Annotated in this window: 15 protein-coding genes; 4 read left to right on the top strand and 11 right to left on the bottom strand. The window is 73.4% G+C overall.

The window, feature by feature from the left end; genetic code table 11:
- Positions 1–261 precede the first annotated feature (261 nt).
- Together AC07GB_RS22215 and AC07GB_RS22210 are read right to left on the bottom strand one after the other, a co-directional pair.
- Complete coding sequence (locus AC07GB_RS22215; RefSeq protein ID WP_478847991.1) at positions 262–1,494, bottom strand: AI-2E family transporter; 1,233 nt, start codon at positions 1,492–1,494, stop codon at positions 262–264.
- 204 nt (positions 1,495–1,698) lie between these two features.
- A complete protein-coding gene (locus tag AC07GB_RS22210; RefSeq protein ID WP_478847989.1) occupies positions 1,699–1,893 on the bottom strand; it encodes a DUF3046 domain-containing protein in 195 nt (64 codons plus the stop codon).
- Between the two features lie 79 nt (positions 1,894–1,972).
- Between AC07GB_RS22210 and AC07GB_RS22205 the strand changes: the two genes are divergently transcribed.
- Positions 1,973–2,929 (top strand): hypothetical protein, encoded by a 957-nt coding sequence (locus AC07GB_RS22205; RefSeq protein WP_478847987.1) that lies wholly within the window; start codon positions 1,973–1,975, stop codon positions 2,927–2,929.
- Positions 2,930–2,957: 28 nt separating this feature from the next.
- On the opposite strand, the gene AC07GB_RS22200 is transcribed toward AC07GB_RS22205, so the two are convergent.
- The 3 genes from AC07GB_RS22200 to AC07GB_RS22190 form a co-directional block, all read right to left on the bottom strand.
- On the bottom strand, positions 2,958–3,266 hold the full coding sequence (locus AC07GB_RS22200; RefSeq protein ID WP_478847985.1) for an AzlD domain-containing protein: 309 nt from the start codon (positions 3,264–3,266) through the stop codon (positions 2,958–2,960).
- Positions 3,263–3,991 carry an AzlC family ABC transporter permease gene (locus AC07GB_RS22195; protein ID WP_478848206.1) on the bottom strand — a complete coding sequence of 243 codons (729 nt, stop codon included), beginning with the start codon at positions 3,989–3,991 and terminating at the stop codon, positions 3,263–3,265. Before AC07GB_RS22195 ends, AC07GB_RS22200 begins: the two co-directional genes overlap by 4 nt.
- A gap of 74 nt (positions 3,992–4,065) precedes the next feature.
- Complete coding sequence (locus tag AC07GB_RS22190; protein ID WP_478847983.1) at positions 4,066–4,974, bottom strand: AraC family transcriptional regulator; 909 nt, start codon at positions 4,972–4,974, stop codon at positions 4,066–4,068.
- 172 nt (positions 4,975–5,146) lie between these two features.
- On the opposite strand from AC07GB_RS22190, the gene AC07GB_RS22185 reads away from it, so the two are divergent.
- From AC07GB_RS22185 to AC07GB_RS22175, 3 genes are all read left to right on the top strand, one after another.
- The gene (locus tag AC07GB_RS22185; protein WP_478847981.1) at positions 5,147–9,802 is read left to right on the top strand and encodes an ATP-dependent helicase; all 4,656 of its coding nucleotides are present in this window, start codon (positions 5,147–5,149) and stop codon (positions 9,800–9,802) included.
- A 363-nt stretch (positions 9,803–10,165) separates the two neighbouring features.
- Entirely contained in the window at positions 10,166–11,011 is an 846-nt protein-coding gene (locus AC07GB_RS22180; RefSeq protein WP_478847979.1) for an Fpg/Nei family DNA glycosylase, read from the top strand.
- A gap of 31 nt (positions 11,012–11,042) precedes the next feature.
- Positions 11,043–11,879, top strand: coding sequence for an SDR family NAD(P)-dependent oxidoreductase (locus AC07GB_RS22175; RefSeq protein WP_478847977.1), 837 nt, complete (start codon positions 11,043–11,045; stop codon positions 11,877–11,879).
- A gap of 583 nt (positions 11,880–12,462) precedes the next feature.
- Here the strand turns inward: AC07GB_RS22175 and AC07GB_RS22170 are convergent.
- From AC07GB_RS22170 to AC07GB_RS22145, 6 genes are all read right to left on the bottom strand, one after another.
- A complete protein-coding gene (locus AC07GB_RS22170; protein WP_478847975.1) occupies positions 12,463–12,933 on the bottom strand; it encodes a Dps family protein in 471 nt (156 codons plus the stop codon).
- Positions 12,934–13,268: 335 nt separating this feature from the next.
- On the bottom strand, positions 13,269–13,643 hold the full coding sequence (locus AC07GB_RS22165) for a helix-turn-helix domain-containing protein (protein ID WP_030688912.1): 375 nt from the start codon (positions 13,641–13,643) through the stop codon (positions 13,269–13,271).
- Positions 13,644–13,752: 109 nt separating this feature from the next.
- Positions 13,753–14,403, bottom strand: a complete 651-nt coding sequence (locus AC07GB_RS22160) for a CinA family protein (protein ID WP_478847973.1) — start codon at positions 14,401–14,403, stop codon at positions 13,753–13,755.
- Complete coding sequence (pgsA, locus tag AC07GB_RS22155; protein ID WP_478847971.1) at positions 14,403–15,239, bottom strand: CDP-diacylglycerol--glycerol-3-phosphate 3-phosphatidyltransferase; 837 nt, start codon at positions 15,237–15,239, stop codon at positions 14,403–14,405. Before pgsA ends, AC07GB_RS22160 begins: the two co-directional genes overlap by 1 nt.
- Entirely contained in the window at positions 15,236–16,735 is a 1,500-nt protein-coding gene (gene rimO / locus AC07GB_RS22150; RefSeq protein WP_478847969.1) for a 30S ribosomal protein S12 methylthiotransferase RimO, read from the bottom strand. The genes pgsA and rimO overlap by 4 nt, the downstream gene beginning before the upstream one ends.
- Before the next feature lie 94 nt (positions 16,736–16,829).
- Complete coding sequence (locus AC07GB_RS22145; RefSeq protein ID WP_478847967.1) at positions 16,830–17,726, bottom strand: helix-turn-helix domain-containing protein; 897 nt, start codon at positions 17,724–17,726, stop codon at positions 16,830–16,832.
- Positions 17,727–17,913 lie beyond the last annotated feature (187 nt).

Raw genomic sequence — 17,913 nt, 5'->3', positions numbered from 1 at the left:
CGCTAACGCCTGTCACTGACAATGCGCCCCGACGCCCGTCCGGCCTGTGGATAACTCGGGCTCCGCGGCCCGCCGAAATCCACCGGCGCGCCCGGGAATCCCCCCGCGAACCCCCGGTACGAAGCCGCCGGAGCCCCCATCAGAATGGATGTTCGATTTTGCTGTCAAGCGCACCACGCCAGGGGTGTCCGATGCGTCAGGCCGCGAGCGGAACCCGCGCTTCAGCCATCGGGCCCGCTGGAACGCGGCTCGCCGGAGCCCTCAGCCCTCGCGCCCCGGCGGCGTCAGCGCGCGCCGCAGCCGGACGAGCAGGGGCGTGCCGCCGCGGCGGCGGTGTCCGTGCACCCGCGGGTCGTCCGTGACGTCGTACCGCTTCACGTACGCCCCCAGGAACGCCTGCAACGTCGCCACCGCCGGGATGGCGATCAGGGCGCCGACCGCACCCAGCAGCGCCGTGCCCGCGATGACCGACCCGAAGGCGACCGCCGGGTGGATGTCCACGCTCTTCGCGGTGAGCTTGGGCTGGAGCACGTAGTTCTCGAACTGCTGGTAGATGACCACGAAGCCCAGCACCCACACCGCGTACCAGGGGTCGACGGTGAAGGCGATCAGCATCGGCAGGGCGCCCGCCAGGTACGTGCCGATCGTCGGGATGAACTGCGAGACCAGACCCACCCACACCGCGAGGGCGGGGGCGTAGGGCACCTCGAGGATCTGCAACAGGATGTAGTGCGCGATCCCGGAGATCAGCGCCATCAGGCCGCGCGAGTAGAGGTAGCCGCCGGTCTTGTTGACCGCGATCTCCCAGGCGCGCAGCACCTCGGCCTGCTTGGCGGGTGGGAGCACGGAGCACAGCGCGCGCCGCAGCCGGGGCCCGTCGGCGGCGAAGTAGAACGAGAACAGCAGGATCGTCAGGAGCTGGAAGAGGCCGCCGAGCACCTGCGCGGAGACGTCCAGGACGCCGCTGGCGCTGTTCTGCACGTACTTCCGCAGCCAGTCGGAGTGGACCAGGCTGTCCTGGACCTCGACGCGGGACAGGTCCGTGTCGAAGGTCTGGTTGATCCAGCGGATGACCTTGTCCAGGTAGTCGGGGAAGTCCTCGACCATGTCGACGATCTGGCCAGCGAGCATCGAGCCCATCATCGTGATGAAGCCCGCGCTGGCGATGATGACGCCGAGGAAGACGATGCCCGTGGCCAGGCCCCGGCGCAGGCCGCGCGCCGCCATCCAGCTCACGGCGGGCTCCACGGCGAGCGCCAGGAAGAACGCGATCAGGATGTTGATCAGCAGTCCGGTCAGCTGGTGGAAGGCCCAGCTGCCGAGCTGGAAACAGGCGACCAGGGCGAGCGCGAGCACCATGGCCCGCGGCAGCCAGCGCGGCATGCCCGCGCCGCGTCCCTGCTCGGCCCCGGTGGGGGGCTGTGCGGGCGGCGTGGTGCCCGGCGGCGTCAAGGCCTCGGAGGTGATCTGCGCGGTGTCGTCTGTGGGTGCCACCGTGCCAGTCTCGCCCACGCGGACGGCGATCGGCCGTCGCCCCCGCCAGTTCGCGGCGCTCCTCACATCCCGCACGCGACTCCACACGTCCCGCGCGCGGCTCCGCGTGCTCCTCCGGGCGCGCACCCGCGGCCCTTCGGCCACTGCCGGACGGCGGCTACGCGCGCGTGGAGCGGCCGCAGCGCGGGCTGTCGCCCACGGGGATCAGCGCTTTTCGGCCGGTACGTCCATGGCCTTGCAGACGGCGCGCCAGACCTCCTTCGCCTCCCAGCCAGCGTCCAGCGCTTCGTGCACCGTCCGCCCTCCCAGCTCGGACATCACGTGGTCGCGCGCGAAGGAGTCCGCGTACCCCGCGCCGAAGTGGGCCGCCATTCGCTGCCAGAAGACCGTCAACCGCATGTGTCCAGTATCGCGCCCCTGAGAGTGCAGCCGAGCCCGGAGGGCTTGTCGGCGGCGCATTCCGCCCTACCGTCTGAACATGGCCGAAAACGGAGCGTCCTCGCACGCCGCGTCCTCCCCGCTCGCGCGCGCCGAACAGTTCGTCTGGCTCACCGCGCGCGTCCTCGAACAGCGACGATTCGCGTACCACTTCCTGAACGGCACAGCCGGCGCGGGCAGCGACGACGGCGCCGACACGGTGGAGACGGCCCTTGCCGCGTACGGCAACGCGGACGGCGGGTACGGCCACGCGCTGGAACCCGATCTGCGCGGGCCCGTCAGCCAGCCGCTGCACACCGGTCACGCGCTGCGGGTCCTGGACTCCATCGGGCGCTGCGGCGGGCTGCGGGTGGAGCGTGTGTGCCGCTATCTGACGTCGGTGTCGACGGCTGAGGGCGCTCTGCCGGCGATCCATCCCAGCCAGCGCGGCTACCCCCTGGCGCCCTTCGTGCCCGTGGTGGACGACCCGCCCAGCGAGCTGCTCGCCACCGGGCCCGTGGTGGGCCTGCTGCACCGCAACGAGGTCTGGCACGCCTGGCTGTTCCGGGCCACCGACTTCTGCTGGCAGGCCGTGGAGACGCTGGAGAAGTCCCATCCGTACGAAGTCCTGGCGGCGGTCGCCTTCCTCGACGGCGCGCCGGACCGCCCGCGCGCGGAGGCGGCGGCCGACCGGCTCGGCCGCCTGGTGCGCGAGCAGCGCCTCGTGGCCCTGGAGCCGGAGCGGGCCGACGCGTATCCGGTCCCCGAGGGGTACGCGCCGGGTGAGCACCACTTCGCCCACGACTTCGCGAAGTCCCCGGACTCGCTCGCCCGCGCCTGGTTCACGGACCAGGAGATGGCGCGCTCCCTGGACTTCCTCGTGAACGACCAACAAGAAGATGGCGGTTGGCCGATCCGGTGGCGTCAGTGGGCTCCGGGCACCGCCCTGGAGTGGCGGCCGATCGTGACGATCGACGCCCTACGCACGCTCGCCGCGTACGGGCGGCCGATCGGCTGAGGCGGCGCCTGGGGTGACGGCCCGGCCGTCACCCCGTCAGGGCCCGCACGCCCGCCGTGACGACGACAGCGGCGGCGATGACGACCAGGAAGGGCGCGCGCAGCAGCAGCGCCACGGCGGCCGCCGCGAGCCCCGCGGCCCTGGCGTCGAGCACCAGGGCGCGCCCGTCGGCGAAGGCCTGCTGGGCGGTGAGAGCGGCGAGCAGCGCGACCGGCAGCAGGGCGGCCATGCGCTTCACGAGCGGCCGTTCCAGGGCTTCGACGGGCACCAGGAGGCCCGCGAGTTTGACCGCGTAGCAGCTGACGGCGGTCACAGCGATGGCTATCCAGATGTTCAACGGTCGTTCCCTCGTGTCGTGCGCTGGGCGCGGAGGCTCGCTCCGTAGAGGACGATCGGCACGGCGAGCGCGGCCGCCAGGACCGGCACGCCCGCGGGCAGCACGGGCAGCAGCCCGAGCCCCAGGAGGACCGCGACCGCGGCGACCGCGCGCTCCTGGGCGCTCCGGATCATCGGCGCCAGGAGGGCGAGGAAGACCGCGGGGCCCGCGGCGTCGAGGCCCCAGGCGTCGGTGTCCCCGATGGCTTCGGCGCCGACCGCGCCCAGAAGGGTGGTGAGGTTCCACAGGGTGTAAAGGCTGAGCCCCGTGATCGTGAAGCCGATGCGGGCGCCGCGCCGACCGCGCTGCGCGAGCGACACGGCCGCGGTCTCGTCGATCACCCAGTGGGCCGCGAAGGGGCGCACCGCGCGCGGGAGGGCCAACAACTGGGAGAGCCGCAGCCCGTAGAACGCGTTGCGCACGCCCAGGAAGAACGCGCCCGCCGCCGCGGTGAGGGGATTCCCGCCCCCGGCGAGCGCGCCCACCAGGGCGAACTGCGAGGCCCCCGTGAACACCAGGAGGCTCAGCGCGCAGGTCTGCAACACGGTGAGGCCGCTGCCGGCCGACGTCACGCCGAAGGCGAATCCGGAGAGGCCGACGGCCACGCCCACACCGAGGGCGTCGCGGACGACGGCGGAGTCCGGACGACTCGCGACGCCCTCAGGGCCGGTTTCCGCACGGTCCACGGCGGTTTCCGCACAGTCCACGACGGCGTCCGCGCCGTCCGTGGCGGCGACGTCGAGGGGGTCGACAGGGCTGGCTATGTCCGCGCTGGTGATGTCCGCGGGTGATGTTCGTTCTGCCACCCCAGGGACGCTACGAGGCGCCCGCCCGGATGGTCTTGTACGTTCTTGCGCTCCCGTTGGTACGCGCCCGGGGGCACCCCGACGATGCGGGTGAAGTGGCGGTTGAGGTGCGGCTGGTCGGTGAAGCCGACGGCCGCGGCCGCGTCGGCGGGCGTCGTACCGGCGTCCAGGAGGTGGCGGGCGCGGCGCACGCGCGCGTCGGTGAGCCAGGCGTGCGGAGGCATGCCGTACGCGTCGCGGAAGGCCCGCAGCAGGGCGAAGGACCCGACGCCGAGGTCGGCGGCCAGCCGGTCCAGGCTGGGCGGGTTCGTGAGGCGCTCCTGGAGGACGGCACGCGCGCGTGCGGCAACGCGGTCGCCCGCCGACCGCACGGTGCGCTCGGGCAGGGCGCCGCCGTTGCGCCGCAGCATCCGGGTCACGGCGGCCCGCAGGAAGGTGTCGGCGGCCAGGGCGTTGCCCTCCTCGGCGGCGTGCAGCACCTGGTGGACGAGGGTCACCGCGTACGCGTCCTCGAACACGGGCTGGACGAAGCCGGGCGTGCCCCGCAGGGTCGTGGTCTCCGCTGCGATGGCCGCGACCAGCTCCGGCGCCGGGTACACCGCGCCGTACCGCCAGCCTTCCGGGCCGCCTCCGCGGCCGGTGTGCGGGGTGTCAGGGTTGATCAGAGCGAGCATTCCGGGGCCCGCGTGCCGGTCGGAGCCGGTGTGGTGGAAGACGTCGACGCCCTCGGTGACCGCAGCCATCACGAAGTGCTCGTGGGTGTGCCGGACGAAGGTCTTGCGGACGTAGCGGGCCCGCAGCAGGTCGACGCCGGGCAGCTCGGCGTAGGTCCAGTGCCGCGCGCGCTCCGCCGAACCTGTCATGCCGCCATTCTGCGCCCCTGGCGCGAATCAGGTGCCGGGCGGCACCGGCTCGCGGCGCCGGCTCGGCGGCGCGGTCGCCCGTGCAGGCCGGACGGAGGTCGCGCCCACCGCTCGGGGAGTGTCGTCTGCGCAGGTCAGGGCCATTGTCAGTGGCGGGGTGCACCATGTGTTCATGGCTCGGTCCGCAGACAGCGCCCCCGGCGCCCTCGATGGCTTCTCCCCGGCGACCCGCGGCTGGTTCTCGGGGGCCTTCTCCGCGCCCACGTCCGCCCAGGCGGGAGCGTGGCGGGCGATCGCGGAGGGCTCGGACGTCCTGGTGGTGGCGCCGACCGGCTCCGGCAAGACCCTGGCCGCGTTCCTCGCCGCCCTGGACCAGCTCGCCTCGACCCCGCCCCCCGCGGATCCGAAGAAGCGCTGCCGGGTGCTGTATGTGTCGCCGCTCAAGGCCCTCGCGGTCGACGTGGAGCGCAATCTGCGCAGCCCGCTCACCGGCATCCGGCAGGAGTCCGTGCGCCTCGGCCTGCCCGAGCCCGAGGTGCGGGTGGGCATCCGCTCCGGTGACACCCCGGCGGCCGAGCGCCGCGCCCTGGCCACCCGCCCGCCGGACATCCTGATCACGACCCCGGAGTCGCTGTTCCTGATGCTGACGTCCGCCACGCGGGACGCGCTGACCGGCATCGAGACGGTGATCCTTGACGAGGTGCACGCGGTCGCGGGCACCAAGCGCGGCGCGCATCTGTCGCTGACCCTGGAGCGGCTCGACGCGCTCCTGAAGCGCCCCGCTCGCCGGATCGGCCTGTCCGCCACGGTCCGCCCGGTGGACGAGGTGGCGCGCTATCTCTCGCCGCAGCGCAGGGTGGAGGTCGTCCAGCCCGAGTCGGGCAAGGAGTTCGACCTGTCGGTGGTCGTCCCGGTCGAGGACCTGGGCGAGCTGGGCGGCTCCCCGGTCGCGGACTCCGACGAGGGGGCGGAGCGTCCCTCCATCTGGCCGCACGTGGAGGAGCGCATCACCGACCTCGTCCAGGCACATCGCTCGACGATCGTCTTCGCCAACTCCCGGCGCCTGGCGGAGCGTCTGTGCAACCGCCTCAACGAGATCGCGTACGAGCGTGCCACGGGCGAGCCTCTCCCCGAGGACCACTCCCCGGCGGAGCTGATGGCGGAGGCGGGTGCCGCCAAGGGCGCGCCCCCCGTCCTGGCCCGCGCCCACCACGGCTCGGTGTCCAAGGAGCAGCGCGCCCAGGTCGAGGAGGACCTGAAAGCGGGCCGGCTTCCCGCCGTGGTCGCCACCTCCAGCCTGGAGCTGGGCATCGACATGGGAGCCGTCGACCTGGTGGTGCAGGTCGAGTCGCCGCCGTCCGTGGCCTCCGGGTTGCAGCGGGTGGGCCGCGCGGGGCACCAGGTGGGGGCCGTCTCCACCGGAGTCGTCTTCCCGAAGTACCGGGGCGACCTGGTGCAGGCCGCCGTCGTCACGGAGCGGATGCGCCAGGGCGCCATCGAATCCCTGCGCGTCCCGGCGAACCCGCTGGACGTCCTGGCCCAGCAGCTGGTCGCGATGGTCTCCCTGGACACCTGGCAGGTGGACGACCTCCTGGCCCTGGCCCGCCGCGCCGCGCCCTTCACCTCGCTGCCCGAGTCGGCCTTCACATCGGTCCTGGACATGCTCGCCGGGCGGTACCCCTCCGACGCGTTCGCGGAGCTGCGCCCGCGCGTGGTGTGGGACCGGGTCGCGGGCACCGTCACCGGCCGCCCCGGAGCCCAGCGCCTCGCGGTGACGTCCGGGGGCACGATTCCGGACCGGGGCCTCTTCGGCGTCTTCCTGGCAGGCGCCGACCCGAAGAAGGGCGGCGGCCGCGTCGGCGAACTCGACGAGGAGATGGTCTACGAATCGCGCGTGGGCGACGTCTTCACCCTGGGCACCAGCTCCTGGCGCATCGAGGACATCACGCGCGACCGCGTACTCGTGTCCCCCGCGCCCGGTGTCCCCGGCCGGCTGCCGTTCTGGAAGGGCGACCAGCTGGGCCGCCCGCTCGAACTGGGGCGCGCCCTGGGGGCGTTCCTGCGCGAGATCGGCTCGCTGCCGCAGGACGACGCCCGCGCGCGCCTCCAGGCGGCGGGCCTCGACACCTTCGCCGCGGACAACGTCCTGGCGTACCTCACCGAGCAGCGCGAGTCCTGCGGACACATCCCGGACGACCGCACGATCGTGGTCGAGCGGTTCCGCGACGAGCTGGGTGACTGGCGGGTCGTCGTGCACTCGCCCTTCGGCGCGCAGGTGCACGCGCCTTGGGCCCTGGCGCTCGGCGCCCGCCTCACCGAGCGGTACGGGATGGACGCCCAGGTGATGCACGCCGACGACGGCATCGTGCTGCGCCTGCCGGACGCCGACCTGATGGGGCTCGACCTGCTCGACCAGGCACCGGTGGACATCACGGTGGACTCGGCGTCCGATCCCGAGCAGGCCCCGGTCGGCGCGGCGGACGTCACCTTCGACAAGGGCGAGGTCAGCCAGGTCGTCACCGATCAGGTGGGCGGCTCGGCGCTGTTCGCGGCCCGCTTCCGCGAGTGCGCCGCCCGCGCGCTGCTGCTGCCGCGCCGCAATCCGGGCAAGCGCACCCCCCTGTGGCAGCAGCGCCAGCGCGCCGCCCAGCTCCTGGAGGTGACCAGCGAGTTCGGCTCCTTCCCGATCATCCTGGAGGCGGTCAGGGAGTGCCTCCAGGACGTCTTCGACGTACCGGGCCTGACAGAGCTGATGGGTGACATCGAGTCCCGCCGCGTCCGGCTCGTGGAGGTCACCACCCCGGAGCCGTCCCCGTTCGCCCGCTCCTTGCTGTTCGGATACGTCGCCCAGTTCCTGTACGAGGGTGACTCGCCGCTGGCCGAGCGCCGCGCGGCCGCCCTATCCCTGGACTCCCGCCTCCTGGCCGAGCTGCTGGGCCAGGCCGAGCTGCGCGAGCTGCTCGACGCGGACGTCCTCGCCGAGCTGGAGCGCGAACTCCAGTGGCGTACGGACGACCGCCGCGTCAAGGACGCCGAGGGCGTCGCCGACCTGCTGCGCCTGCTCGGCCCGCTCACAGGCGCCGAGCTGGCCGAGCGCGGCGCGGAGGCCGCGTGGGCCGAGGACCTCGCGGCGGCCCGCCGCGCCATCCGGGTCCGGATCGCCGGGGCCGACCACTGGGCGGCCATCGAGGACGCGGGCCGCCTGCGGGACGCCCTGGGGACGGCCCTGCCGGTCGGCGTCCCCGAGGCGTTCACGGAGCCCATGAAAGATCCCCTCGGGGACCTCCTCGCGCGCTATGCCCGCACCCACGGGCCGTTCACCTCCGCCGACGCGGCTGCCCGCTTCGGTCTCGGCGCGGCCGTCACGGAGGGCGCGCTGCACCGCCTCGCGGCGAACGGCCGCGTGGTCCAGGGCGAGTTCCACCCGGCGGGCATCGGCCAGGAGTGGTGCGACGCGGCCGTCCTTCGCCGCCTGCGCCGCCGCTCCCTCGCCGCGCTCCGCCAGGAGCTGGAGCCGGTGCCGCCGGCCGCGCTCGCCCAGTTCCTGCCGCAGTGGCAGCACCTGAGCGGCCACGGCCTGCGGGGCGTCGACGGCCTGGTGCGCGCGATCGAGCAGCTGCAAGGCGCGTCCGTACCGGCTTCGGCCCTCGAGAAGCTCGTCCTGCCCTCCCGGGTGGCGGGGTACGCCCCGGCGCTGCTCGACGAACTCACCGCCGCAGGAGAGGTCCTGTGGGCCGGGGCGGGCGCCCTCCCGGGTAAGGACGGCTGGGTCTCTCTGCATCTGGCCGACGCCGCTCCCCTGCTGCTGCCGCCCGCGCACCCCCTGGAGCTGACCGCGCTCCACCAGTCCGTCCTGGACACGCTCTCCGGGGGGTACGGCCTGTTCTTCCGGCAGATCGCCGACCAGGTCCGCGCCACCACGCACCCGGAGGCCTCCGATCCCCAGCTGGCCGACGTGATCTGGGACCTCGCCTGGTCGGGCCGGCTCACGAACGACACGCTCGCCCCCATGCGCTCCCTCCTGGGCTCGGGCCGCACGGCGGGCTCCACGGCCCACCGTGCGAAGCGCGCCGTCCCGCGCGGGCGCTACGGCAGCCTGGCCGCCGCCCGCCCCGTCTCCCGCACGGGCCCGCCGACCGTCGCGGGCCGGTGGTCCCTGCTGCCCGCCCGCGAGCCCGACCCGACGCTGCGCGCCCACGCCCTGGCCCGCACGCTGCTCGACCGGCACGGCGTGGTGACCCGGGGCGCGGTGGCCGCCGAGGGTGTCGAGGGCGGCTTCTCGGCGACGTACCGGATCCTGTCGGCGTTCGAGGACAGCGGCCAGGCCCGTCGTGGATACGTGGTGGAGGGGCTCGGCGCGGCGCAGTTCGCCATGGACGGCGCCGTGGACCGGCTGCGCGCCACGGCCAGCGCGCGGGAGCGCGCGGGCGCCGAGCACACCACCGACGCCCAGGCGGTACTCCTGGCGGCCGCCGACCCCGCGAACGCGTACGGGGCGGCCCTGCCCTGGCCCGACCCCCCTGCCGAAGCCGGTCACAAGCCGGGCCGCAAGGCGGGCTCCCTGGTCGTCCTGGTCGACGGCGAGCTGACGCTGTACGTGGAGCGCGGCGGCAAGTCCATCTTGGCCTGGATGTCGTCCGAGACCGCCCAGGACCCCCGGCTCCTCGCGGCCGCGACGGCGCTGACCTCGGCCGCCAAGGCGGGCGCCCTCGGCACAGTCACCGTGGAGCGCGTCAACGGCGCTCCCGCCCTGACCTCTCCCCTCGCCCCCCTCCTGGAGCACACCGGCTTCCACGCCACCCCGAGAGGCCTCCGTGTCCGCGCGTGAGCCGGCCGGGGGCCGGGGCTAGCGCTCCCGCGCCAGGGCCGCGGGCGGGCCGGGGTGGCTCGTGCCGAGGCTGGCAGGGGGCCGGAGGGAAAGCCGGGCCGAACGCGCACCGGGGGCCGGAGGGCTAGCCCGGACCGGGGACGAGCGGGCGGAGACGAGCCGGGGCGGGATCGGGCCGAGAGCCAGGCCGAGAGCAGACTTAGGGTCGAGGACGGGGCCGGGCCGCGCCGGGCCGAAGGCGGAACCAGGGCAGAACCGAAGACAGCCCCACGGCCGAAGGCAGCCCCACGGCGAGGCCTAACCGCCCCCCGCTCCGCCCCGGAGCCCGCGCCCACCCCACGCCCCCAGTGACACCCTGTCCCCATGCCCGAAGGAGACACAGTCCACCAGACGGCCCGCCGCCTCCACCGGGCCCTGGCGGGTCACACCCTCACCCGCTCCGACCTCCGCGTCCCCAAGCTGGCCACGGCCGACCTCACCGGACGCGCCGTCCTGGACGTCACCCCACGCGGCAAGCACCTGCTCACCCGCGTGGAAGGCGGCCTCACCCTCCACTCACACCTGCGCATGGACGGCTCCTGGAAGGTCTACGCCCCCCAGGAACGCTGGCGGGGCGGCCCCGCCCACCAGATCCGCGCCATCCTGGGCACCGCCGAGCACACGGCCGTCGGCTACCGCCTACCGGTTCTCGAACTGCTCCGCACCGCCGACGAACAGCGCGCCGTCGGCCACCTGGGCCCCGACCTCCTCGGCCCCGACTGGGACCCCGACCAGGCCCTGCGCAACCTCCTCGCGACCCCCGAGCGCGCCCTCGGCGAGGCCCTGCTCGACCAGCGCAACCTCGCGGGCATCGGCAACATCTACAAGAGCGAGCTGTGCTTCCTCCTCGGCGTCACCCCCTGGACGCCGATCGACAAGCTCCCCGCCGAGACGGCGAGCCGCCTGCCCGCCCTCGCCAAGAAGCTCCTGGAAGCCAACCGCGACCGCCCCGACCGCACGACCACGGGCGTCCCACGCCCCGGCCGACGGCTGTACGTGTACGGCCGGGCGCCGCGCCCCTGCCTGCGCTGCGGCACCCCCGTACGCTCCGCGGACCAGGGCGACGGCTCCCGCCAGCGCCCGACGTACTGGTGCCCGACCTGCCAGCAAGGCCCGACCCCTGGCCGGAGCGGCTCCCTCAGGCCCGGCCCGCCCACCCCCACCAATTGACGGCCCGTCAGCTCTCTCCTACGGTCCCGTCATGCCCCTCAAGCCGTACGACCTCACGGGCCGCACCGCGTTCGTCACCGGCGCGGCGAGCGGCATCGGCCGGGCCAGCGCCCTCCTGCTGGCGCGCGCGGGAGCCGCGGTGCACTGCGCCGACCGGGACGCGCCGGGTTTGCGCGAGACGGCCGATCTCGTCGAGAAGGCCGGCGGCACCGCCCACACGCACCTCGTGGACGTCAGCGATCAGGCGCAGGTGGAGCAGGCCGTGGCGGAAGCGGCCGGGGCGACGGGCCGCGTCGACGTCCTGGCCGCCATCGCCGGGATCATGCACAGCAGCACGGTCCTGGAGACCCGCGAGGAGGACCTCGACCGGGTCCTCGGTGTGAACTTCAAGGGAGTCCTCTACGCCTGCCGCGCGGCGGCCCGCGTGATGATCGAGGCGGGCTCGGGCGGCAGCATCGTCACGATGGCCTCGGGGACCGTGGACACGGGCGGCCCCGGCCTGCTCTGCTACGGCGCTTCGAAGGCCGCGGTGGTGCAGCTGACGAAGACCCTCGCCACCGAGGTCGGGCCGCACGGCATCCGCGTCAACGCCGTGGCGCCGGGCTGGATCCGTACGCCGATGACACACCGCCACGACGCCCCAGCGCGGGCCGACGCCTCGGTACCGGCCCAGGGCGCTGCGACACCGGCCCGGGACGCTGCGGCGCGGTCCCATACCGAGGACCTCATGGCCCGGAGGTCGCCGCTCGGCCGGGTCGGCGTGCCGGAGGACGTCGCGCACGCCGTCCTGTACCTGGCGTCGGACGCGGCGGCGTTCACGACCGGCCAGATCCTCCGCCCCAACGGCGGCGTAGCGATGCCCTGGTAGCCGAGCCACGCCCTCGTCGGCCAGGAGGCCAAGGAGAGGCCAAGGCGGGCGCGCGGGCCACGCCCCCGCGCTCCTGTCAGCGCCTGCTCCGCCCCCGCCACAGCACCGATCCCCCGCGCCCCGGTGATCCCGCGCGCCCCGGCGACCCCCGCGCCCCGGCGATCCGCCGCCGCGCCGCCGCCACCCCCAGCGCTCGCTCCTTGGGCACGCAGTGCACAGGCAGCAGGCTCAACCCCCATCCCCCGGCGGCGATCGTGCCCTCGAGGGCCCCCGCGTCGGGCGCCACCGCGAGCCGCAGCACCGCCCACCACCACAGTGCGGCGAGACCGAGAGCCGAAGCCCACCGCAGGAAGCGCCTCGCCACGGCTGTCACCTCCCGCCAGACGACGCTAGACCCGGCCCGTCCCCCGACGGCAGGGCGCACCGGGCGCACCGAAGGTGCGAGAGCGCCGCCGCCCGACCCGCCCACCACGGCGGGCGCCCCGCCGCCGCGGACGCCCCGCCGCCGCGGACGCCCCGCCGGTACGGACCGCCCACCAGCGTGGCCCCGCACCAGCGCGGGCGCCCCGCCGCCGCGGAGCCCCTATCCGTTCTCGGCCTGGAACATCCAGTGGTGTTTCTCCAGGTCGGCGGTGATGCCGATGAAGATGTCCTGGCTCACCGGGTCGGCATCGCCCGTGGCGTTCACCCGCGCCCGCATCCGTGTGATCACGGCGCCGAGGGCCGCCACGAGTGTCCCCACGGCGTCCGTGTCCTTGACCCAGCCTTCGGGGACGGCGCCGATGCCGCTGCTGCCCGCCACGGTGGCCGCGCGGCCGTCGGGCGGGACGCCGAGCGTCGAGGCCCGCTCCGCGACCGTGTCGGAGTGCTGACGTGCCGTGTCGACGACCTCGTCGAGCTGGAGGTGGATGGAGCGGAAGCGCGGTCCGACCACGTTCCAGTGGATCTGCTTGGCGACCAGGGACAGGTCGACGAGGTCCACGAGCGCGCCCTGCAGGGCCTCGGACACCGTCTTCAGATCGTCATCGGGCAGCGGGCTCTTCACGACGTACATCGGTAACCTCCGGCTACGCGGGTCATCCAGACGTGCTCGACCACGCGGTTACCCGCGAGCGGCGTCACACACCCATCAACCATCGCGCACCGGCACTACTACGGCCACTTCGGAAAGCACACGCGGTTACCGCGCAAGGCACACACCGCTACCTCCGGGAACACCCACCGCCACGTCCGGCAGCACACCCCCGCCCCGGCCCACCACGAGCACGGGCAGCAAGGGCCCCAGGACCCGGCCGACCACCGCACCAGCGCCCCGTACCGTCACAGGACAGCGAAGGCCCCGGCCGGAGCGCCCGGCCGGGGCCTTCGTCACGAGTGGTCACCCGGACGTCACGCGGCGACGACGTCGACCGCCTCCGCGGGTGCCTTGATCGTGACCCGTTCCGGTGGCACGCCGGTCACCGAGACGGAATTGAGCATCGGGCGGACCGGTGCCCGCACCGGTTCCGTGGCCGCTGCCGACTCGGCCAGCTCGGCGAGCGAGAGCTCGTCGCTCACTTCTCGCATGAGCTCGGACATCCGTACGTCAAGCGCGTCGCAGATCGCGGAAAGCAGCTCGGAGGAAGCCTCCTTCTGCCCCCGCTCCACCTCGGAGAGATAGCCGAGTGAGACTCGGGCGGACGAGGAGACTTCGCGCAGAGTACGGCCCTGGCGCTGGCGCTGCCGACGCAGCACGTCACCCAGCAGGCGACGGAGCAGAATCATCGGTGGCTCCCTCCTCGGACCGCGTAGCCGCATCCTTCACGCCCCACCGTACCGCCTCGCGCGGCGGCCGTGCGGGGAGCGATGTCGTGTTCACTCAGGGCTGCAAACATCAAGTCCCCCCGTTCTGTTCCGTATCCTGTGCTCGCCCGTTCCCGGTGCGTTCGCCCGAGAGCTGTTCCAGGAGCAGGCTCAGCACGCTGCGGACGCTCTCCATACGGATTTCCGTACGGTTTCCGTTCAACCGCAGAGTCGCTACTTTCCCCTCAGAGCGAAGCGGGGAACCAGCGTCCGCACCGCCCGGGACGACCTCGGCAGAACCCGGCGCCGCTCCCGCACCCGTGGCCACCGCCACGTGCACCGTCCCGACCGGCTTGCCGTCCTGCGGCTCGGGGCCTGCGACGCCCGTGGTCGCGATCCCCCAGTCCGTCCCGAGCAGCCGCCGCACCCCGGCCGCCATCTGGAGGGCGACCTCGGGATCCACGGCCCCGCGGGCGTCGAGCAGGCCGCCGTCGACCCCCAGGACCTCCCGCTTGAGCGCCGTCGCGTACGCGGTGACGGACCCCCGGAAGACCCGCGAGGCCCCCGGTGCGGCCGTCACCTCGGCGGCGACGAGACCCCCGGTCAGCGACTCGGCGACCCCCAGGGTCTCACCCCGCTCCCCGAGCAGCCGCAGTACCTCCGCGGCCGTCTCGGCGGCAGCGGCGTCTCCCGTCTCGGAGGCCTCCTTGGCCGCCGCGCTTCCAGAGGACCCCGAGGACATCACTTGGCCGCCCCCGGCTCCCCCGCCTCAGAAGTCCCGGAGACATCGGAGCCCTCGGACCTGTCCGAGACCACGGCAGCCTCGGAAACCACAGCGGGCTCGGAGGCCACAGCTGCCTCAGAAGCCACGGCGACCTCAGAAGCCCCAGAGACCTCAGACACCTCGTAGGCCTCAGAAACCGCAGCAGCCTCAGCCATGCCCTGCCGCCGCAACACCACGGCCTGTTTCACATAGTCGAGCCCGGTCACCACGGTCAGGACGACGGCGACGGCCATCACCCAGAACCGCAGCGTGGCCAGCGGCCCGGTCAGCGCCAGGACGTACATCCCGACGGCCGTGCCCTGGGCGAGCGTCTTCATCTTGCCGCCGCGGCTGGCCGGAATGACGCCGTAGCGGATCACCCAGAACCGCAGCAGCGTGATCCCCAGCTCGCGCCCGAGGATCACGAGGGTCACCCACCACGGCAGGTCGTCGAGCCAGGACAGACAGATCAGGGCGGCACCCATGATCGCCTTGTCCGCGATGGGGTCGGCGATCTTGCCGAAGTCCGTGACCAGGTTGTACGTACGGGCCAGATGGCCGTCGAACAGGTCCGTGATCATGGCGATGGCGAAGGCGGCCCAGGCGAAGGAGCGCCACGCCGGGTCGTACCCGCCGTCGGCGAGCAGCAGCATCACGAATCCGGGCACGAGCAGCAGCCGGATCATGGTCAGCAGGTTCGCGACGTTCCACAGACTGGCCTGGTCCATCGCGGCGGCGCCGAGCTTCCCGCCGCGCACCGGCTTCGCGCCGGGCGCGCCGGAGCCGCCCGCCGCGGATGCCGGGACCTGGGTCATCTGCCCGTCCCTTCACCGGCTCCATGGGGTCGGTCGGAGGCCTCCAGGACCTCGCACTGCTCAGCCACCAGATCCACGCCCTCCGTGCCGACGACCTTTGCCACGACCATACGGCCGATCTCCAGGCCGTCCCCAGGGGTGGAGCCGGTGAAACGGATCTGTCCGTCGGTTTCGGGCGCCTGGTGCGCCGCGCGGCCGATGGCGCCCTCCTCGTCGTCGACGGCCTCGATGAGGACCTCGACGCGCTCGCCGACGCGCTCCTCCGCGCGCTGCGACGTCAGCTCCTCGGCGAGGCGCGCGACGCGCGCGAGCCGCTCGTCGACGACGTCCTGGTCGAGCTTGTCCCCGTACGTCGCCGCCTCGGTGCCCTCCTCGTCCGAGTAGCCGAAGACGCCGATGGCGTCCAGGCGGGCGCCGGTGAGGAAGCGCTCCAGCTCCGCCACGTCGGCCTCGGTCTCGCCGGGGAAGCCCACGATGAAGTTGGAGCGCACGCCCGCCTGGGGCGCCTTGCTCCGGATCGTGTCGAGCAGCTCCAGGAACCGGTCGGTGTCCCCGAAGCGCCGCATGGCGCGCAGGACGCCGGGCGCGGAGTGCTGGAAGGACAGGTCGAAGTACGGCACGACCTTCTCCGTCGACGTCAGGACGTCGATCAGGCCGGGGCGCATCTCGGCGGGCTGGAGGTAGCTCACCCGCACCCGCTCGATGCCGTCGACGGCCGCCAGCTCGGGCAGCAGCGTCTCCAGGAGACGGATGTCACCGAGGTCCTTGCCGTACGAGGTGTTGTTCTCGGAGACCAGCATGATCTCCTTCACGCCCTGCTCGGCGAGCCAGCGCGTCTCGCCGAGCACGTCCGACGGACGGCGCGAGATGAACGAGCCGCGGAAGGACGGGATGGCGCAGAAGGAGCATCTGCGGTCGCAGCCGGAGGCCAGCTTCACGGACGCCACGGGGCTCGCGCCGAGGCGGCGGCGCAGCGGCGCGCGCGGCCCGGACGCGGGCGCGACGCCCTCCGGCAGGTCGACCGGGGCGTGCCCGGGGAGGGCGACATCCGTGCCGGCCTCCTGGCGCTCGGCCGGGCTGATCGGAAGGAGCTTGCGGCGGTCACGCGGGGTGTGCGCCTCGACACTGCCGCCGCTCAGGATGACCTGGAGGCGGTTGGAGATGTCGGCGTAGTCGTCGAAGCCGAGCACGCCGTCGGCCTCGGGCAGCGCGTCGGCCAGCTCCTTGCCGTAGCGCTCGGCCATGCAGCCGACGGCCACGACGGCCTGGGTGCGGCCGTGACCCTTCAGGTCATTGGCTTCCAGAAGGGCGTCGACGGAGTCCTTCTTGGCGGCTTCGACGAAGCCACAGGTGTTGACGACGGCGACATCCGCTTCCTCGGCGTCCTCGACGAGGGCCCAGCCGTCCGCCTCCAAGCGGCCTGCGAGCTCCTCCGAGTCCACCTCGTTACGGGCGCAGCCGAGCGTGACAAGGGCGACAGTGCGGCGTTCGGGCATGTTCTCAAGACTACTTCGTCCATGCGTCGGCGCCCGCCGCCAGGGTTCCTGGGCCGGTGACGGGCGCTCGGCGAGGGTCTCGGGACGCCGCTGGTCAGCCGACCTCCGGGTCGCCCTTCGTGTACGTGAGGCGCTCCACCTGGCCCGGCTTGAACTCGTTTTCGACCTGCTTGCCGTTCACGAAGAGGCTGATGGCTCCGGCGTCGCCGAGCACGAGGTCGATCTTGTTCTTGTCCTGGAAGGTCTTGGTCTCGCCCTGCTTGAGCAGGCCGTCGAAGAGCAGCCGGCCGTTGTGGTCCTTGACGGAGATCCAGCTGCGCCCGTCGGAGGCGTCGACCTTGACGGTCACCTTGTCCCGGGGCACACCGGCGATGGCGCTGTCCGACGGCTCCGGCTTGGGGTCGGCGGGCTTGGACGGGCTCGGCTTCTCGGCGGCGGGCTTGCTGGCGGGCGTGGAGCCCTCGGCGACCTGCTGTGCCGAGCCGTCGTCGTCCCCGCCGCTGAACGCCGTGTACGCGACGAAGCCGATCACGGCGACGATCGCGGCGACCATGGCCGCCGTCCAGTTCGGCCGGCGCGGCTCGGGGCGGATCCGCTCGGCCTCGAACAGCGGCGCGGCCGCGGTCGGCGCAGGGGGCCGCCCGCCGCGCGCCTCGTCGTACTGGGCGAGCAGCGGGGCGGGGTCGAGGTGGACGGCGCGGGCGAGCGTACGGATGTGTCCGCGCGCGTAGACGTCGCCACCGCAGCGGGAGAAGTCGTCCTGTTCGATCGCGTGCACGATCGGGATGCGCACCCGGGTGGTCGTACTGACCTCGTCGACGGTCAGACCCGCGTCGATGCGCGCCTGCCGGAGGACACGGCCGATCGGGGGACGGTCCTCCGCGGGACGCTCCTGGGCAGGGCTTTCCGCGGGGCCGTCCGCGACGGGACGCTCGTCTGCGGGGCGGTCGTCTGAAGGGCGGTCGTCTTCGGGGGAGTTGCCGATGGACACGGGTGCGCCTTTCGAGCGTGTAGCCACCTGCCGGACATTCAGTCTAGGGGGGCTGAGAAAGGGTGGGGCAACCGGGCGGACGGACTTTGTACGCCATCAGAATGGCCGGACATCCTGATGGTGGAACACGGTCTTGCGCTTCCCTCAACTTGACGTACGCCGAGGGGAAACGGTTGCCTTCGTCCCC

The organism is Streptomyces sp. NPDC045778, from assembly GCF_056431945.1.
Note: the sequence above shows the minus strand (reverse complement) of the source record. Positions and strands in the feature narration are given on the sequence as shown.

What these genes read in the sequence shown, in the direction of transcription:
- AC07GB_RS22210 (WP_478847989.1), bottom strand. Translation starts at nt 1,893, where the DNA reads ATGCGGTTGACGGTCTTCTGGCAGCGAATGGCGGCCCACTTCGGCGCG.
- AC07GB_RS22205 (WP_478847987.1), top strand. Translation starts at nt 1,973, where the DNA reads ATGGCCGAAAACGGAGCGTCCTCGCACGCCGCGTCCTCCCCGCTCGCG.
- AC07GB_RS22190 (WP_478847983.1), bottom strand. Translation starts at nt 4,974, where the DNA reads ATGACAGGTTCGGCGGAGCGCGCGCGGCACTGGACCTACGCCGAGCTG.
- AC07GB_RS22185 (WP_478847981.1), top strand. Translation starts at nt 5,147, where the DNA reads ATGGCTCGGTCCGCAGACAGCGCCCCCGGCGCCCTCGATGGCTTCTCC.
- AC07GB_RS22180 (WP_478847979.1), top strand. Translation starts at nt 10,166, where the DNA reads ATGCCCGAAGGAGACACAGTCCACCAGACGGCCCGCCGCCTCCACCGG.
- AC07GB_RS22175 (WP_478847977.1), top strand. Translation starts at nt 11,043, where the DNA reads ATGCCCCTCAAGCCGTACGACCTCACGGGCCGCACCGCGTTCGTCACC.
- AC07GB_RS22170 (WP_478847975.1), bottom strand. Translation starts at nt 12,933, where the DNA reads ATGTACGTCGTGAAGAGCCCGCTGCCCGATGACGATCTGAAGACGGTG.
- AC07GB_RS22165 (WP_030688912.1), bottom strand. Translation starts at nt 13,643, where the DNA reads ATGATTCTGCTCCGTCGCCTGCTGGGTGACGTGCTGCGTCGGCAGCGC.
- AC07GB_RS22160 (WP_478847973.1), bottom strand. Translation starts at nt 14,403, where the DNA reads ATGTCCTCGGGGTCCTCTGGAAGCGCGGCGGCCAAGGAGGCCTCCGAG.
- pgsA (WP_478847971.1), bottom strand. Translation starts at nt 15,239, where the DNA reads ATGACCCAGGTCCCGGCATCCGCGGCGGGCGGCTCCGGCGCGCCCGGC.
- rimO (WP_478847969.1), bottom strand. Translation starts at nt 16,735, where the DNA reads ATGCCCGAACGCCGCACTGTCGCCCTTGTCACGCTCGGCTGCGCCCGT.